General features: G+C 52.4%; 10 protein-coding genes and 1 pseudogene. 3 read left to right on the top strand and 8 right to left on the bottom strand.

The window, feature by feature from the left end:
- Window positions 1-25 precede the first annotated feature (25 nt).
- Window positions 26-1726 carry a sulfatase-like hydrolase/transferase gene (locus SH467x_RS21490; RefSeq protein WP_482369143.1) on the top strand — a complete coding sequence of 567 codons (1701 nt, stop codon included), beginning with the start codon at window positions 26-28 and terminating at the stop codon, window positions 1724-1726.
- Between the two features lie 2047 nt (window positions 1727-3773).
- Here SH467x_RS21490 and SH467x_RS21485 read toward each other — a convergent pair.
- The 6 genes and pseudogenes from SH467x_RS21485 to SH467x_RS21460 all read right to left on the bottom strand — a co-directional run.
- A pseudogene (locus SH467x_RS21485) lies at window positions 3774-4232 on the bottom strand (RHS repeat-associated core domain-containing protein); the annotation flags it as partial.
- Between the two features lie 543 nt (window positions 4233-4775).
- Window positions 4776-5345, bottom strand: a complete 570-nt coding sequence (locus SH467x_RS21480; RefSeq protein WP_482369142.1) for a hypothetical protein — start codon at window positions 5343-5345, stop codon at window positions 4776-4778.
- Window positions 5346-5350: 5 nt separating this feature from the next.
- Window positions 5351-6493: an RHS repeat domain-containing protein gene (locus SH467x_RS21475; RefSeq protein ID WP_482371408.1), complete on the bottom strand. Its 1143-nt coding sequence runs from the start codon at window positions 6491-6493 to the stop codon at window positions 5351-5353.
- Window positions 6494-7297: 804 nt separating this feature from the next.
- On the bottom strand, window positions 7298-7741 hold the full coding sequence (locus SH467x_RS21470) for a hypothetical protein (RefSeq protein WP_482369141.1): 444 nt from the start codon (window positions 7739-7741) through the stop codon (window positions 7298-7300).
- A gap of 4 nt (window positions 7742-7745) precedes the next feature.
- Complete coding sequence (locus tag SH467x_RS21465) at window positions 7746-9089, bottom strand: RHS repeat domain-containing protein (protein ID WP_482369140.1); 1344 nt, start codon at window positions 9087-9089, stop codon at window positions 7746-7748.
- Between the two features lie 38 nt (window positions 9090-9127).
- Window positions 9128-9502, bottom strand: coding sequence for a hypothetical protein (locus tag SH467x_RS21460; protein ID WP_482369139.1), 375 nt, complete (start codon window positions 9500-9502; stop codon window positions 9128-9130).
- Between the two features lie 47 nt (window positions 9503-9549).
- Here SH467x_RS21460 and SH467x_RS21455 point away from each other — a divergent pair, with 47 nt between their 5' ends.
- Together SH467x_RS21455 and katG are read left to right on the top strand one after the other, a co-directional pair.
- Complete coding sequence (locus tag SH467x_RS21455; RefSeq protein WP_482369138.1) at window positions 9550-11157, top strand: mechanosensitive ion channel domain-containing protein; 1608 nt, start codon at window positions 9550-9552, stop codon at window positions 11155-11157.
- Between the two features lie 160 nt (window positions 11158-11317).
- Entirely contained in the window at window positions 11318-13813 is a 2496-nt protein-coding gene (gene katG, locus SH467x_RS21450; protein ID WP_482369137.1) for a catalase/peroxidase HPI, read from the top strand.
- A gap of 177 nt (window positions 13814-13990) precedes the next feature.
- On the opposite strand, the gene SH467x_RS21445 is transcribed toward katG, so the two are convergent.
- The gene (locus SH467x_RS21445) at window positions 13991-15232 is read right to left on the bottom strand and encodes a rhomboid family intramembrane serine protease (RefSeq protein WP_482369136.1); all 1242 of its coding nucleotides are present in this window, start codon (window positions 15230-15232) and stop codon (window positions 13991-13993) included.
- A 131-nt stretch (window positions 15233-15363) separates the two neighbouring features.
- Window positions 15364-15645 (bottom strand): hypothetical protein, encoded by a 282-nt coding sequence (locus SH467x_RS21440; RefSeq protein ID WP_482369135.1) that lies wholly within the window; start codon window positions 15643-15645, stop codon window positions 15364-15366.
- Between the last annotated feature and the right edge of the window lie 124 nt (window positions 15646-15769).

Raw genomic sequence — 15769 nt, 5'->3', positions numbered from 1 at the left:
CCTCTCCATCAATGGACGATTTTCCATGCGAAGCTCTCTGTTTTCGGCCGTCCTGATCATGACTTCGACTCTGCTTTACGCCGAGTCGCTATCCCGTGCCATAGCAAGTTCGTTGGATGGGACCGATGTGAAGCGCCCGAACATCTTGCTGCTCCTAAGCGATGATCACAGCTATCCTTTCTTGAGCTGCTACGACGATCGAAACATTCGGACACCCAACATCGATCGCCTCGCGAAAGAAGGATTCGCATCGCATCGATTCTTTACAGCTTGTCCTCAATGCGTTCCATCGCGAGCGGCGCTCATGACGGGCAAGTCGCCAGTGGCGGCGCGCATGACACGTTTCTCCTCGCCGTTGCCTGCCGATCAAATCACCTTGCCGGAAATCCTGCGAGATCAAGGCGGTTACTACACGGGGATTTGTGGCCGGTCCTATCATCTCGATGGATCGGTCGGACGAGGAAACGATGTTGCGGATTCGATCCTTCGCGAAAACAACTTGAGGACCTTTGAAAAGCGAGTTCATTTCCTAAAAGGCTGTGGCGATGAAGCGGTTCCGGGAACCATCCAAGAGTTTCTCGATGGTCGCCCAGAAGACCAACCATTCTTTTTGTGGGCGAATTTCAGCGATCCGCATCACGTTTGGAATGCCCCACCAACTTGGCGTCCCAACCCAAAGGAGTTGAGCTTGCCGGCGCATTGGCCGGACATCCCCGAAATGCGCGAGCAGTTTGCGGACTACTGTGCGGAAGTGAATCGATTGGACGATACGGTGGGTAAGGTTCTGGCCGTGATGGAAGAGCGAGGATTGTTGGAGAACACCCTTGTCGTGTTCCTCGGCGATAATGGTGCTGCATTGCCCCATGGCAAGGGATCGCTTTACGATCCGGGATCCAATGTCCCATTTGTCATGTGTGGCCCCGGAATCTTGAAGGCATCGCAGTCCAGGAATTTGCTCAGTGGCGAGGATGTTGCCCCAACCTTGCTGGAGGCGGCTGGCCTCCCTATTCCGAACTCGATGTCGGGCGTCAGTTTTTGGGCGCTTGCTACCGGAGCTGATTATCAGCCGCGGCGGCATGTGTTTATAGAACGTGGCCCGCACGGATCAGCTCCCGTCTCCGTGAATATGGCTTCCAGTGGATACGATCTGGGACGAGCGGTGCGGAGCGATCGGTTCAAGTTCATTTACAATTGCACCCCGTGGTTACCCTATTCCCCGGTCGATTCTGCATCGGGACCTGCCTGGACTGCAATGAAAAAGCAGAATGAGGAAGGTACGCTGCTTGAGAATTGGAAAAATGCCTATTTCACAGTCCCGCGTCCTGTCTATGAACTGTATGACTTGGAGTCCGACCCATCCGAACTTCATAATCTCGCAGGGAAGCCCGAATTTGCCGAGTTCGAAGATCAACTCCGCCGAGCGCTGACGGAAAAGATGATTCTTGACTTCGATTACTTGCCGCTACCAGAGCCTTATTCCGATTCGTCGCGGCGTACGCGGCAACAATCCGGGCGGACGCAAGGCGGATCGGAGGCCGATCCAGCGCGTGTTAAGCGTTTTCACGAATTGGACCGGGACGCAGATGGCAAACTCTCTCCCAGTGAGTTTCGCGTGAATCGAAATCCAGAGGAGGCGTTGCGTTGGTTTAGTCAACGAGACGTCAATCAAGATGGATTTGTCGACCTTCGCGAATACGCGCCACGCTCTCCACTGAGCCGGCCTTAATGACTCGGAAGCATCGTCTGTGACTTGTACCAAGAAACGAGGGTCACCAAGCGAGCGACGACGAAGCCGCTGCAGGTTTGCGCCCTCCATCATGGTCGAATGCGTCGCAGGCGATCATTCTGGCCCCCTTCGCCCCCGGCTTAGGGGAAAAGGGCTGGGGTTGAGGGGGAGAATGTGCAATGTCATAAGCTTGGTTCATTATTCGGAAACAGGTACTAACCTAATCCAGTCTCGTGCGGGTGTGACCGGCTCATCCTCGGAATGATCGCTTTGACCGAGGAATGCTGCTGCAAGATGTTATGGAAGCATTTCTTGGGTCGTCTAAATATTTTCGCCTCTCGCATCCAGGTGGAGAATAAGGGCAGAACTTGGTTGCTGCGAAAAGGAGATAGGCGACTTAAAACCGAGGTTTGTGCAGCGACTCATGTAGTAACCCAACATGGATCAACAGGATGGACAGGATAACACCTTTGTTTTCTGAAGATCCTGTGCATCATGTCCATCCATGTTCCTGACCGTTCCTCCAATCAGCCGATTCTCACTAGGGCGTGACCGGCCCATCCTCGTGGCTTGGTTCACTATTCGGAAACAGGTACTAACCCAATCCAGTCTCGTACTTCAAGATTGGGTGCAAACCCACAGAGATCACATCTCTTTCGCCGCGTTTTCTTTCGTCCCTACCGGGACTACGAACGCAATGCGATCGAGCAAAAGGGGAAGGCACCTACTTCACTCGGTTCGTTGATCCGATCGAAATATCCGATTCATGGAGCTGCTTGCGCATTCAGACGTGTACGCCTATCGGCTGACTGTTAAACGAAGAGGGGCCACAGTCGGTCCATTCCCACCTGCTCGTCAACAATTCGTTTAACAGTCAGCCGCAGGCGTACACGCACCACCGAAGGTGGAGTCTACGCACGGATCTTCACTTGCTGTTACAAGAAGCTAGCTCCATGCACTCGGTGCATCATCTTGCTCGCAAGCGGCTCTTTGGCCGCCATCTTGCGGCCCCTCGAGCGATAGACTCGGGGGAATTACCCCCACAAAAAAACCATAGAGAAAACGCAGGGAAAACCAACTTCGGTCATCCCCGTGCCCCCGCATCGGCGGACCCGTTTAATGAGTTGGTTTAGTTCTTATTGGTGAACGAGTAACGCCTAATCAGTGAGAATTCCACTTGATAGGGAGGTAAGACAGGTACTCGTTAAGTGGATACAGCTTCCTCATTCAAAAGGGGCGTCGCAAATTGAGTACGACAAAATCTCATCACTCGGTGAGAGTTTTCGTAGTTGGTCGACAAAGCTACGGTGCAATTCTGACGGGCCATAAACCGAACACCGCCCAATCCCCGCTATTATCTTCAAGTATTTGCTTTGCTCATCACGCAAATTGGCGTTTTCAAGCATATTGATAAAATCCGTATACTCTGATTCAGAACACAAACCGCACTTTGCCATTACTTCGACAACAACGAGATGCTGTCCGAAGGTGTCAGATGGATTTAGTTGCATTAATCTCTCAAGGAGCGTAGGAAAATTTGCAGTTTCGTCGGGAGGAAAAGAGTCTCGATTGTTTTTCATGTGTTTCAAAAAGGGGTTAAGCAACGAAGGCCACAAGCTGCATAATCCGCAGGGAAGGCGGTTATGTTTAGATTAAAAATCCTATCGCATAGCCATTGTGGATAATATGGATTAGATAGGCAACCTTCATATTCCCGGATACTACTCTCGAGACATGCCTGATACGATACGACGCAATCTGATTCGCACTGAACAAGATTGATTTTGCCGAACACCTTGCCACAAACTCTTTTAATCAAGTTATTTCCCGATTTCGGAGGATCCATACAAGCGTGGTAAGCGGCGGTGCATTTGTGATAGTCAAATGACCTCCATGCTTCGCATGCTCTACCGCCACGTCTTACGCAGTCCCGATAGGCTGCATCAGCTTCTCTTCTGCATGCTCTCCAGTCGGCGTTACAATTTCGAAGACCGCTTGGATCTTTCGAAATGAGTGGCTCACTAGAAAACAGTTCATAGAGTCCCCATTCACTCCCCTCAAACCCGATTGGATCCCTCCCCATGAACCTACCGGCGAGCCCGCTCATCCACCTAGTCCTGAAGTGATACAGGCCAAGCGTCCCATCCCATTCACGTCCCGTGTAGGTATAGCGATTATTAATCGCAGAACTCGAGAGGACCGACCCTGAAGCATCGAGGATGGTTGGTTGGCCATACGCCGTGTAGGCGTAACGCTCCGCTACGGAGCCTGAAGAAGTGGTTACTGCCGTGATGCTGTACTGCTGGTTGCTTTGGTAGCGCCAAGTCGCAGTGGTGGCTTCATCAGGGGACGGACCAACGCTGGCGTGGATGGAAAGCAAATGGAAGCACTGCCAAGCAGGAGTAGTCGCTTCGGTGCAACCGAAGGTTGCATTTGGCTCTCCTGTGCGGGGGCGCGCGGAGCGGAGCTCTGGAGATGTTTCAAGAATGGCGTATTGGGGGTGCATAGCGGCTATTGTAACCAATCCCAACGCCGCTTGCAGCGATTGCGAACCGAGGATTGCATCCTCGATAATTCTGGCCCCCTTCGCCCCCGGCTTTGCGGGGGAGAAGGGCTGGGGATGAGGGGGAGAATGTGCAATGTCATAAGCTTGGTTCGATGCACTGGACGGGTAGTAAACCGATCCGGTGATGTGCCTCAAGCTTCGGTGCATTCTAATGCTTATCACATCTACTTCGCCGCGTTTTCTTTCGTCCCTAACGGGACTGACGCGATGATCATCCCCATACCCAGCCTTGAAAGGCTGGGCTATTCTCTGCCGTCCCTACCGGGACTAAAAGACCTATGCGATCGAGCGAAAGGCGAAGGCATCATCCTGCTCGCAAGCGGCTCTTTGGCCGCCATCTTGCGGCCCCTCGAGCGATAGACTCGGGGGAATTACCCCCACAAAAAAACCATAGAGAAAATGCAGGGAAAACCAACTTCGGTCATCCCCTGCCCGCGCATCGGCGGATCCACTTAATGAGTTGGTTTAGTTCTTATTGGTGGACTAGTTGATGTCTACCTTGATTCCGCCGAGCAGTTGTTGTAGCGATTGTGAATCAACATCTATTGAATCTCTTGATATTGCCAATTCGGAAAGCGAGGTAGAGTTTGCGAGTGGGACGAACCATGATTGGAGAAGTCTAGTCCGATTCGATTCCACAACGATTTTACGAAGGCGAGGAATTTTTGCAATTCGTAAAAGCCCTGCTGCGGTTAAATCCGAGTTTTCGATAACCAACACTTCTAACGTCGTACACGACTGAAGTAGATCCATGAATGAGTCCACATTTTGACATTTGTAGAATTGTACTGTATTTAGGTTTTCTAGCATTTCAACGAATCCAGGCTCGATTTCACCTAGATTGCCACTGATGTCAATTTTGCGAATATTAATAAAAGTCTCTCGTGAAGAGATTGCACCGTTCCAGTCAGATGGATTTAAAATGACTATCGTGTCTGTACGGCCTTGCTCAACTGATTCGATTTGTTGACGAATCGTTGTGGACCTAGTGTTAATTGAGCAGCTCGCGAGCGAGGCAATCACCAGAAGCAGAATGGCCCCGTGTGCATTCATGTGCGCTACCATACAGCCCCGGGGAAAGTAACAACCGGTCTCCAAGGATTTGACCACCAGTCAAACCAATTAGGCGGAACCGTCGGATCAAACGTGGGGCTATTTGGGCGTGGACTGCCAATCAATAAATCACCCCGTCTTAGTTTACGTTTACAACATTCAATAACCTGTTGGTCCGAGGGTGTGAATGGTGTCAATGGGCTTTGGCGCCCATCGCTATTCAAGCATCCTCCACACCATCGCCCTTCGCGATCATTGTGTAGGGCTTGAACCGTATTCACCCAATTTTGCGTTCCGGAATACCACTGAGCTATGTCGCGTCCATCCTCGAGACATGCTGCGCATGCACAGCCAAGGTATGTAGCCATCAATCCACCTGCTATGCAGTGACGTAAAGCACTGTTTTTACGATCCGGCAACCCAGCTGCAGGTTCGCGGGCCTTCACCTCAATAGTATTGGCAAGATCATCACCAAACCATGAACCTACAAATCGTCCACCGGATTTGCATCCGAAACACTCAACATAACAACGCGACTTTGCCCATGAGGCTGCGTGAGCAGTTAGAAATGTGCCGGGCGTGGACGGGTCACTTGCACCTGTACTTTTTTCACCGTCTTTTGGAGGTACCTGACCGTCCCATCTGAAAGTTCCGAGAGGATCCATCCAGTATAACGGATTAGATACCACATATTCCACAATACTGAACTGCCCAGATGCATACCCGATCGGATCTCTCCCCATGAACCTTCCTGCGAGCCCACTCATCCACCTCGCTCGGAAGTGATACAGGCCTAGCGTCTGATCCCATTCACGGCCCGTATACGTGTAGCGATTATTAATCGCAGAACTCGATAGGACCGAGCCTGAAGCATCAAGGATGGTTGGCTGGCCGTAGGCCGTGTAGGCGTAGCGTTCGGCTACGGAGCCTGAAGAAGTAGTTACCGCGGTGATTGAGTATTGCTGGTTGCTTTGGTAGCGCCAAGTGGCAGTGGTGGCTTCATCAGGGGACGGACCAACGCTGGCGTGGATGGAATGCACATGGAGGCACTGCGAAACAGGAGTAGTCGCTTCGGTGCAACCGAAGGTTGCGTTTGGCTCTCCCGTGCGGGGGCGCGCGGAGCAAAGCTCTGGAGATGTTTCAAGCATGGCGTTTTGGGGGTGCATGGCAAATATTGTAACCAATCCCAACGCCGCTTGCAGCGATTGCGAATCGAGGATTGCATCCTCGAAAATTCTGGCCCCCTTCGCCCCCGGCTTTGCGGGGGAGAAGGGCTGGGGATGAGGGGGAGAATGTGCAATGTCATATGCCTGGTTCGCTAGTCCGAAACAGGTACTAACCCACTGGGGTCCCGTGCTTCAAGCTTCGGTGCAAACCCGCAGAGATCACATCGATTTCGCCGCGTTTTCTTTCGTCCCTACCGGGACTGACGCGATGATCATCCCCATACCCAGCCTTGAAAGGCTGGGCTATTCTCTGCCGTCCCTACCGGGACTAAAAGACCTATGCGATCGAGCGAAAGGCGAAGGCATCATCCTGCTCGCAAGCGGCTCTTTGGCCGCCATCTTGCGGCCCCTCGAGCGATAGACTCGGGGGAATTACCCCCACAAAAAAACCATAGAGAAAATGCAGGGAAAACCAACTTCGGTCATCCCCTGCCTCCGCATCGGCGGATCCACTTAATGAGTTGGTTTAGTTCTTATTGGTGAACATCCATCTGCACCGCAGCCATTTGCGTCAAAAAACATTCAACGTGCGATCTCAAAACTGATTCAAGCTACTCTCGATCCCACAGCTTTTTCGTTCGAAAAATCACCTTTGGCAATGCAATCTAGTTTTTGCACGGGGCGCGTCGTGTACGCTCACAGAGAAACTCGCGCCGCACCATCAACTCGCCTAATAGCGCCGAGTTCTCGAACGCTTTTTTCCAAAATGTTCTGCAGCGCCGAAGCTCAACGCGGATTTCCAGAATGTTCTGCAGAGCCGGACCGCAAGAAATCATAGATTAATGCATTGGCATCTCCCACGACGTGAAAGCTATTTGAATTTCTTGCATAAACAACCCTATTGGGCGAGTTTTCGTCCAACAGTAGTCGATTGTATTGCGTTGAAGGATCAAATTCAAAGTCAACGACTACTCTTACCTTAAGCCCCTCGAAAGATTCCCCAGAAATTCTCTTCCCGAACTTCTCATATTGGATCGCAAGGTCGTTCCAACCGCTTGGCCATTTACCGTCATTTTGTTGCATAAAATCAATCAACATCACAGCCGCAGCGTACTGCGCGTAACCGTCCGATAGACTGTCTAAATTTCTCCTGATCGAATTCAAGCCGCAAAAACACACAAACGCAATGACTATAACTAAGAAAAGCGACTTTAAACCAACTCGTCTCATGAAGTTATTTCCACCTACCTGGTTCCCGATTTGGTAAGCACCTAAACTCCCAAGCATTGCAGGACCGTCGCATCAAGCATTTCATGTAACTTTCAGTTCCAATGGGCTGGTAGAAAACTCCAGTTCCCCAATTGCACCTGTCGCTGCAATCCGGCTTTTCAAAGCAGCCACACTTCATTCCAGAACAGTTTTTTTCTTTCCACGACTTTACTCCGGCTTCTAAGAGTTGCCTCGTAAACCAACCGCAATTATGGTAATACGAGTAAGGAGTGTCCTTAATCTCGTTCCACCCAGCGGCTATCGCATTCGAATCCAAGCAGTCGAGGCATAGTTTCGAGATAGGTTTAAGTTTTGGATCTACGGGCCGAGTTTCCTGAGGAAAATCTACTGGGCCCCCTTTATAGACTGAGTAGTAGGCACCGTCGCACTCCAGCGATGAATGGGATCCAGACGCAGTGTCGTCCGAATTCCAAGTGTACAAACAACACTTCAAGCCACTCGGATCTATTCTACCAACAGCGTTCCCGCGAAAAACAGCGTAGATACTCCATTTGCTCCCCTTAAAACCAATCGGATCCCTCCCCATGAACCTTCCCGCGAGCCCGCACATCCACCTCGCACGGAAGTGATACAGCCCAAGCGTCTGGTCCCATTCGCGTCCTGTGTAGGTGTAGCGATTATTAATCGCGGAACTCGAGAGGACCGAGCCTGAACCATCGAGGATGGTTGGCTGGCCGTAGGCCGTGTAGGCGTAGCGTTCGGCTACAGAGCCCGAAGAAGTGGTTACCGCCGTGATGCTGAACTGCTGGTTTCTGTGCAGATAGTAAATCGTTCCGCTAGTTCCAGCCGCCTTGCGCACCACCGGTTCGTCGATGTAGCTAGCGACCACATAGCGATGCGTTGGTGAGCTAGGAGCATCCCCGTATCCGTAATCGGCGATCGTCTGCTGGTCCTGCTGCACATAGACGAAGGAACCGGAGGTTCCTTGTCTCGCTACGCGTCTTCCGAGTGCATCGTACTGGAACGTGACATCGTTCGAGCCGGTGTTGTCCACATCGGCGCTCTTGAGCTTGTTGTCGAAGTCGGGGAGCAGGCCGGAGGCTGGAGGCGAGAGGCTGGAGGAAGAAGTGGAACAATCAGGACAAGTGCAATCAGTATATGGGTGACGCGAGTGGGTCAGGAAATGGGTGCGATTCTGCGCTGTGCCATTGGTGGTGATGCTGTTCCAGTCACCCACACTGGTAAGACTCCACGATTGGGTAAACGTTCCGCTGGCACGGGCGAAGCCGGTGAGACGGTCTTCGTCATCGTAACTGGTGCCTGCTGAAGGTAACACGTAATGGCTCATGGGGAAGGCGTTAGGCGTTAGGCGTTAGACTTTAGGCTTTAGGCTTTAGGAAGACAGGAGACGGTTCGATTGTATCCGAGCGATCGGAAGCCGTGGAGAAATTTTTTCGCATGATAGATTGCTGGTACAGGAATCTCGTTCGAATGACTCTTGAATTCGCATTGTTGCGATGGGGTTTGCTTAGGCTGAAGGCCAAACATTCCACATGGTTGGTAAAGTCCTTGGGGGTTACCCAAGGCTAAGTTGTTCATGGCTTTCATCGAATAGAATGCACGCATCGATGAGAAATTGCGATACTCCAGGAACGGCAGTTGCTTCTGCGCTCGCTCGCCGTCGTTTCGATCGATTCCTACCACCGAACCCCCAGGGGGAACAATTGGAAAGAATCCTCCTCCATCCGATTGGGACGTCATGGCAGTGTTGTTCGATCAGCGACCAAACCGGTTTCTGACGAACCAGATTGATTCATGACGTAGCATCCGCCGTGTGCGGAGGCTTGATCGAGAAAGAGGTAATGGGAGTGCGACATCATCGAGGACTGGTCGAGATCGTTTGCTATGCAGTGGTTTTTGTAATGTTTTCTGGATTGGCGTTGCGCCGAGAGGGGGGGATTTCCCGATGCGCTGCGCAGGAACTGGACCCAGTGGAAGAGGAAGGGAAACCAAAACCGGACGACAAGGGAGAGGAGTCACTCGCGACCCCGACCAAGGTAGAAGTGGAGCCGATTGCAGAGGACCGACAGATAGAACGGCGGTTGCTTCGAATCCTAACAGCCACCGAATGGTTCACTGCACCCGATGTTCGGGTCGACGAAGGGGTAGTGTTCCTCACTGGGATGGCAAGGCGTGAAGAACATAAAAGCTGGGCCTCCGAGTTGGCGCAGAAAACCCAAGATGTGGTCGCGGTAGTGAATCGAATGAACGTGCAATCGACTCCGCTGTGGGACCTTCGACCCGCATGGCGAGAGGCGGAGGACCTGGGTCGCAACCTTCTCCGTTCCGTGCCGTTGATGCTGCTTGCTCTGGGATTGATCCTTCTCACGTGGTTGCTAGCAGGAATCTCGCATCGGCTGGCGAGATTTACATTCGGCGCGAAGCTCAAGAGTCCGCTGCTGGCGGAGGTCGCTGCGCGGGCCATAACATTGATTGTCTTCGTTATCGGTTTGTATGTGTCACTGCGTATCTCGGGGTTGACTCAAATCGCAGCGACTTTGTTGGGTGGTACTGGATTGATAGGACTGATCATCGGTATCGCATTTCGCGATATCGCGGAGAACTTTCTCGCCAGTGTCCTCATTAGTGTTCAGCGTCCGTTTTCACTGGGCGATCTCATCGAAGTTGGAACAAACATGGGATTTGTTCAAAGCGTGACGATGCGAGGTACCCTGATGATGACGCTGGAAGGAAACCATTTGCAGATCCCGAATTCCATTGTTTACAAAAGTATCATTCGCAACTTAACATCCAATCCGAATGTTCGACTGCAGATCGACATTGGAATTGGATACGACGATTCCATCAGCAATGTCCAGCAAGTCATCTTGAAAGTTCTGCAGGATCACGAAGCCGTGTTGGAACATCCGGAGCCCATGGTCTTGGCGGATACATTTGGTACCTCGTCCGTCAATCTTCGCTGCTATGCGTGGATCGATACTTCCAAGCATAGTGGGCTTCGCGTTCGTTCTTCCCTATTGCGATTGATCAAACAGGCGATTCAAGACGAGGGAGTATCGATTCCCGATGGCGCGAGGGAGGTCATATTTCCTCGAGAGATCCCGATCAGGATTTTGGATGCCCAAACATCGGTAACCAACGAATCAAGGGGAACCACGATGCTCTACGATGGATCGTATTCCAACACCTCAAAACAAATTGTTGCGCCGAATGCGATCCACGACGATGAACGGCGAGAAGCCGCGACAGAAGCCGAAGGGGGGCTGGTAAGCGAGGCGGAGGAGATCAAAGAGCAGGCTCGCAATGCTAGAAAACCAGAAGGGGGAGAGAATATTCTGGCGACGGAGGCTGAAATTTCAGACGACGAAGAGGGTGTTGACGTCAAGAAACAATAGACCAGTGCGTTTCCCGTCGTCCTGACATTCGGAAAACGAATCCGTTGCATGCACATTCGTCATTGGACTCTCGCACGAAACGGGTCTATCGTGCATTGTCCCGTTACAATCCACGAAGTGACGTATTCCTTCCGATCCGACTTAGAAATAGAGGATTCCCATGCGCAGTTCCACAGCGAAATTACGAACCAAGAGTTGGAAAAAGCTCCCTGTCCGCCGATTGCGTCGCCGTTTGTGCCTCGTGCGGTCTCTGCTCTGGGGAACATTGGCGATTGGTTTTGCAGGCTCATCAGCCACTCCCGTTTTTGCGCAAACCCATGATAGTCCAATACCTGTGCCGGTGGTCTCGAACGTTGGAGAGGGGGGCGTCGGACATGGTGCGTCCGGTGGGAAATGTCCAGTAACGGGTGCAATTCAGTCTTTTACGGCGTTGGCGAAATCCGTTCAAGATGGAGATGCTGGCATCGAGGGTACCGTAGGCTCGATGAGTAATGGTGATTGGTGGCCCGACCAGCTCAACCTAAAAATCTTGCATCAGAATTCTCTCCAGGGAAATCCCATGGGAGAAAGCTTCAACTACGCAGAGGAGTTTAAAAAGCTGGATCTCACGGCCGTGAAGAAAGATATTGCGGCATTGATGACGCAGTCGCAGGATTGGTGGCCGGCTGATTACGGGCATTATGGACCCTTGTTCATTCGAATGGCTTGGCATAGCGCCGGTACCTATCGGGTTCAAGATGGTCGCGGTGGGGCTGGATACGGAACCCAACGATTTGCGCCGCTGAACAGCTGGCCCGACAACGCAAATTTGGACAAAGCCCGAAGGTTGCTATGGCCCATCAAGCAGAAGTATGGAAAGCGGATCTCCTGGGCAGATCTCATGGTATTAACTGGGAATGTCGCGCTCGAATCCATGGGCTTCGAAACATTCGGTTTCGCCGGCGGACGGGCTGACGTGTGGGAACCGCAAGAGGACATTTACTGGGGGCCAGAAAGCGAATGGCTGGGTGACAAACGTTACCAGGGAGATCGCGAACTGGAAAATCCTCTGGCTGCGGTTCAGATGGGGCTCATCTATGTGAATCCGGAAGGTCCCAATGGCAAGCCCGATCCGCTCGCGGCGGCCCGAGACATTCGCGAGACGTTTGCACGCATGGCAATGAATGACGAGGAAACGGTCGCGCTCATTGCAGGTGGACATTCGTTTGGCAAGGCACACGGTGCAGCGTCTCCGGAAGGGAATGTCGGCCCTGAGCCAGAGGGGGCTTCCATCGAGGAGCAAGGACTCGGCTGGAAGAACAAACATGGGAAAGGGAACGCCGGAGATACGATCACCAGCGGTCTCGAAGGAGCTTGGACCTCCACTCCAATCGAGTGGTCCAACGGCTACTTCGAGAATCTTTTCGGCTACGAATGGGAGCTGACAAAGAGCCCTGCCGGGGCCTCGCAGTGGAAACCGAAAGGGGACGCTGGAAAAGGAACGGTTCCCGATGCGCATGATCCGAAGAAGACCCATGCACCGATCATGTTCACAACCGACTTGGCTCTTCGAATGGATCCGATTTATGCGAAGATCTCGAAGCGGTTTCATGACAACCCAAAGGAGTTTCAGTTGGCGTTCGCGAAAGCGTGGTACAAGCTGACGCATCGCGATATGGGACCCATCGCACGATGCCTTGGCCCTGAAGTCCCCGAACCACAAATCTGGCAGGATCCCATTCCAGCCGTCGATCATGAGCTGGTCGGCGAGCAAGACATTGCGTTGCTCAAGTCTCAAATTGTAAAGTCCGGCGTACCCGTTTCTCAGCTCGTCGCAACCGCTTGGGCGTCCGCCTCCACTTTCCGCGGGACCGACAAGCGAGGGGGAGCCAATGGGGCCCGCATACGTCTGGCTCCTCAAAAGGATTGGGCTGTGAACGAGCCTGCCGAATTGAAAAGTACTTTGGCCACCCTCGAGAAAATCCAAAAGGAATTCAATGGGGCTCAGAAAGGCGGAAAGAAGATTTCGCTGGCGGACATGATCGTGCTCGCGGGATGCGCCGGTGTAGAGGAGGCTGCGAAGAGAGCGGGAATGGCCATCCAAGTTCCCTTTGAACCAGGTCGCGCCGATACAACGCAGGAGATGACCGATGCGGCCTCGTTCGAACCCCTTGAGCCTACCGTCGATGGCTTCCGAAATTACAAACAATCAAAACACAAACGGCCTGCTGAACAGTATTTGGTCGATCGAGCCCACATGCTAACCTTGTCTGCCCCAGAAATGACGGTCTTGGTTGGGGGGCTTCGAGTGCTCGGCGCAAACACTGGGAACACCAAACTCGGTGTCTTCACCGACAAGCCGGAGACCTTGACCAATGACTTCTTCGTCCATCTTTTGGATCAAGAAACCGAATGGCAGAAATCGGGCGATTCGGATGAAGTTTTCGAAGGGAAAGATCGAAAGTCGGGCAAGGTCAAGTGGACTGGTACTCGTGTCGATCTAGTGTTTGGCTCGAATTCCCAGCTGAGGGCCATCTCGGAGGTCTACGCGAGCGGCGATGGCAAAGAGAAATTCGTGAAGGACTTCATTGCCGCTTGGAACAAGGTCATGCGATTGGACCGCTTTGATCTGGATCCGTCGCTTCGCCAAGATGCCAAGAAGGTAGCGTCGAACTAACGATCGCGATACGAGAGCCCGTAGCAACTCGTTTTTCCTTTAAGCCTGCAGTCGAGTTCGCTTCGACTGCAGCGAACGGGCAAACCGCTCGGCGGAAACGGGATCTGGCAAAACAGGAGCTGGTAAAACGGAAGGATCGCGGGACGGCGGCATCCACTCGTTATGTTGGTGCCTACCTCAGTTGGAGAATTCAACGACGCCGTCGTCTATCAATTTCTGTGCATGGTTCGCGAGCTGACGAATCTCGTCCAATTCCTTGGGGGTCATTTGGGTCCGATCCATTCCACGCATGAAACGGAGTGCGTGGCGTGGCCGTTGCTCCTTCAGCCACATTTTGATGAGCAGCTTTTGCATCGATGATCGGTGCTCTTCAAACGAGTCGATATGTAGCGACATCAGCGGTGCCACGACCGAGTATTTGCGTTCTTTTAATAGTCCGTGGATTGTGGCGTACAAGTCTTCTTGATTCCAAGTGATCCCGGGATTGGAGAGGGTGATCTTCTCCTGGAGTTTTGCGGCGAGTTCAAAAGATCCCGAGTCGATGGCCGATCGAACTTGTTCGCGAAAATGCCCCGCTCTTTTCTCAGGGGGCAAACTTCTTTGCAATGCTTCTTGGGTGGCGATTCGATTGGCATTGGATTGTCTCGCCATCGCTGCGCGCTCGCGAGCTGTTTCCATGGCGAGCCGATTCTGAGCAACCCTTGAGTTCGCTCCTGTCGCGCCCGAGAGGTACGAGAAGATGTCCCATCCTTCGCAATCGACGTACGCCGCCTTAACCATCCACAAAGCGAAAGGTAACGCGACGAGGAAGCCTACGATGTGGAACAGCTCCGAACTGACTTGAAAGCCGCCGAGGCTAAAGAAGAGCGCTTCTTTCGCGACAAAGAGAGCGCCGAACACCAAAATAGAAATTTCCAGTGTTCCTCCTGCTCTGCCCAGTAGCCAAAGGACTTCAAACTCATTCGCAGGGGCCCACGCAATGCAAAACGCCAAGAGTCCGAAGATGACGCCTGATGCGCCGAGCGAAATTCCCTCCCAAGCAAAGACGATCGAAATCAATTGCGCAACCATTCCGAAAACGGTTCCGATCGCTGCATAGATTGCAAGAAATCGAAGCAGTCCAACCTTCCCTTCGACGATCATGCCAAATGACCAAAGAAAGATCATGTTCCCGATCAAGTGAATCCAGTCGGAATGCAGGAAATTGCATGTGAACCATTGCCACGGTTTGAACGCTCCGAATTCCAGTGCGAGTGTTTCTATCCAATAGAACGATTCTTCGAAGGCCTCTGGGGAATCCAGTGCATCGATGGATGGCAGATTGCAGAACAATAAGAAGCACCCGAGATTCGCGGCGATTAAACCAACGGTTCCTATCGGGTAATGATAGATCGGTGCATCGGTCGATACCGGTATCATGGGTCGGGCAACTCACGCAAACGCTGGCGAAGATTATGTGACGGAGATCAGAATTATAATCGGATTAGGAGGATCGCAATCTAAGAGCATGAAGAAAGCTTGGGACTCTCTGTCAGCGGCCATTCGCCTCGTCAGATAGACGAATAGCGAACGGGACCCACATTCTCCCACTCTTGCGTGTCCTCATTCCATCGGACTGCGTATTGGTGCAAAGTCTCTTGTTGAAGGATTTCGATGACCCAAGCTCCCGATTGATTCTTGGGAACCATCAAAAAGTCTGCCACGGACCCCGTGTGCTCAATCTTGGAGTCCGTCGTGTCACGGTACGGTCGGCTAAAGATCAAATGGCCAATGCAACCGCCCCTGTGATTCGCCAGTTCTTCCCCTATCTGCTCTTCAATCGTTCGTTTCATTCCAGGCTTGGGAAAGGTTCGAGTAGCGGCGGCGCCTTCGTGTAAAAAATCACGCTGTCCGTCTCTTATAACACGCATCCCGAGCGTCAACCTTGTGGATTGCCGAAACCCTCGGAAAAACCGG

The organism is Brakhagea slesvicensis (assembly GCF_052161625.1).
Taxonomy (GTDB): Bacteria; Planctomycetota; Planctomycetia; order Pirellulales; family Pirellulaceae; genus JBKCUI01.
The sequence above is the reverse complement of the archived record's forward strand: the minus strand, read 5'-3'. Positions and strand labels throughout refer to the sequence as shown.

What these genes read in the sequence shown, in the direction of transcription:
- SH467x_RS21490 (WP_482369143.1), top strand. Translation starts at nt 26, where the DNA reads ATGCGAAGCTCTCTGTTTTCGGCCGTCCTGATCATGACTTCGACTCTG.
- SH467x_RS21480 (WP_482369142.1), bottom strand. Translation starts at nt 5,345, where the DNA reads ATGAATGCACACGGGGCCATTCTGCTTCTGGTGATTGCCTCGCTCGCG.
- SH467x_RS21475 (WP_482371408.1), bottom strand. Translation starts at nt 6,493, where the DNA reads ATGCTTGAAACATCTCCAGAGCTTTGCTCCGCGCGCCCCCGCACGGGA.
- SH467x_RS21470 (WP_482369141.1), bottom strand. Translation starts at nt 7,741, where the DNA reads ATGAGACGAGTTGGTTTAAAGTCGCTTTTCTTAGTTATAGTCATTGCG.
- SH467x_RS21465 (WP_482369140.1), bottom strand. Translation starts at nt 9,089, where the DNA reads ATGAGCCATTACGTGTTACCTTCAGCAGGCACCAGTTACGATGACGAA.
- SH467x_RS21460 (WP_482369139.1), bottom strand. Translation starts at nt 9,502, where the DNA reads ATGACGTCCCAATCGGATGGAGGAGGATTCTTTCCAATTGTTCCCCCT.
- katG (WP_482369137.1), top strand. Translation starts at nt 11,318, where the DNA reads ATGCGCAGTTCCACAGCGAAATTACGAACCAAGAGTTGGAAAAAGCTC.
- SH467x_RS21445 (WP_482369136.1), bottom strand. Translation starts at nt 15,232, where the DNA reads ATGATACCGGTATCGACCGATGCACCGATCTATCATTACCCGATAGGA.
- SH467x_RS21440 (WP_482369135.1), bottom strand. Translation starts at nt 15,645, where the DNA reads ATGAAACGAACGATTGAAGAGCAGATAGGGGAAGAACTGGCGAATCAC.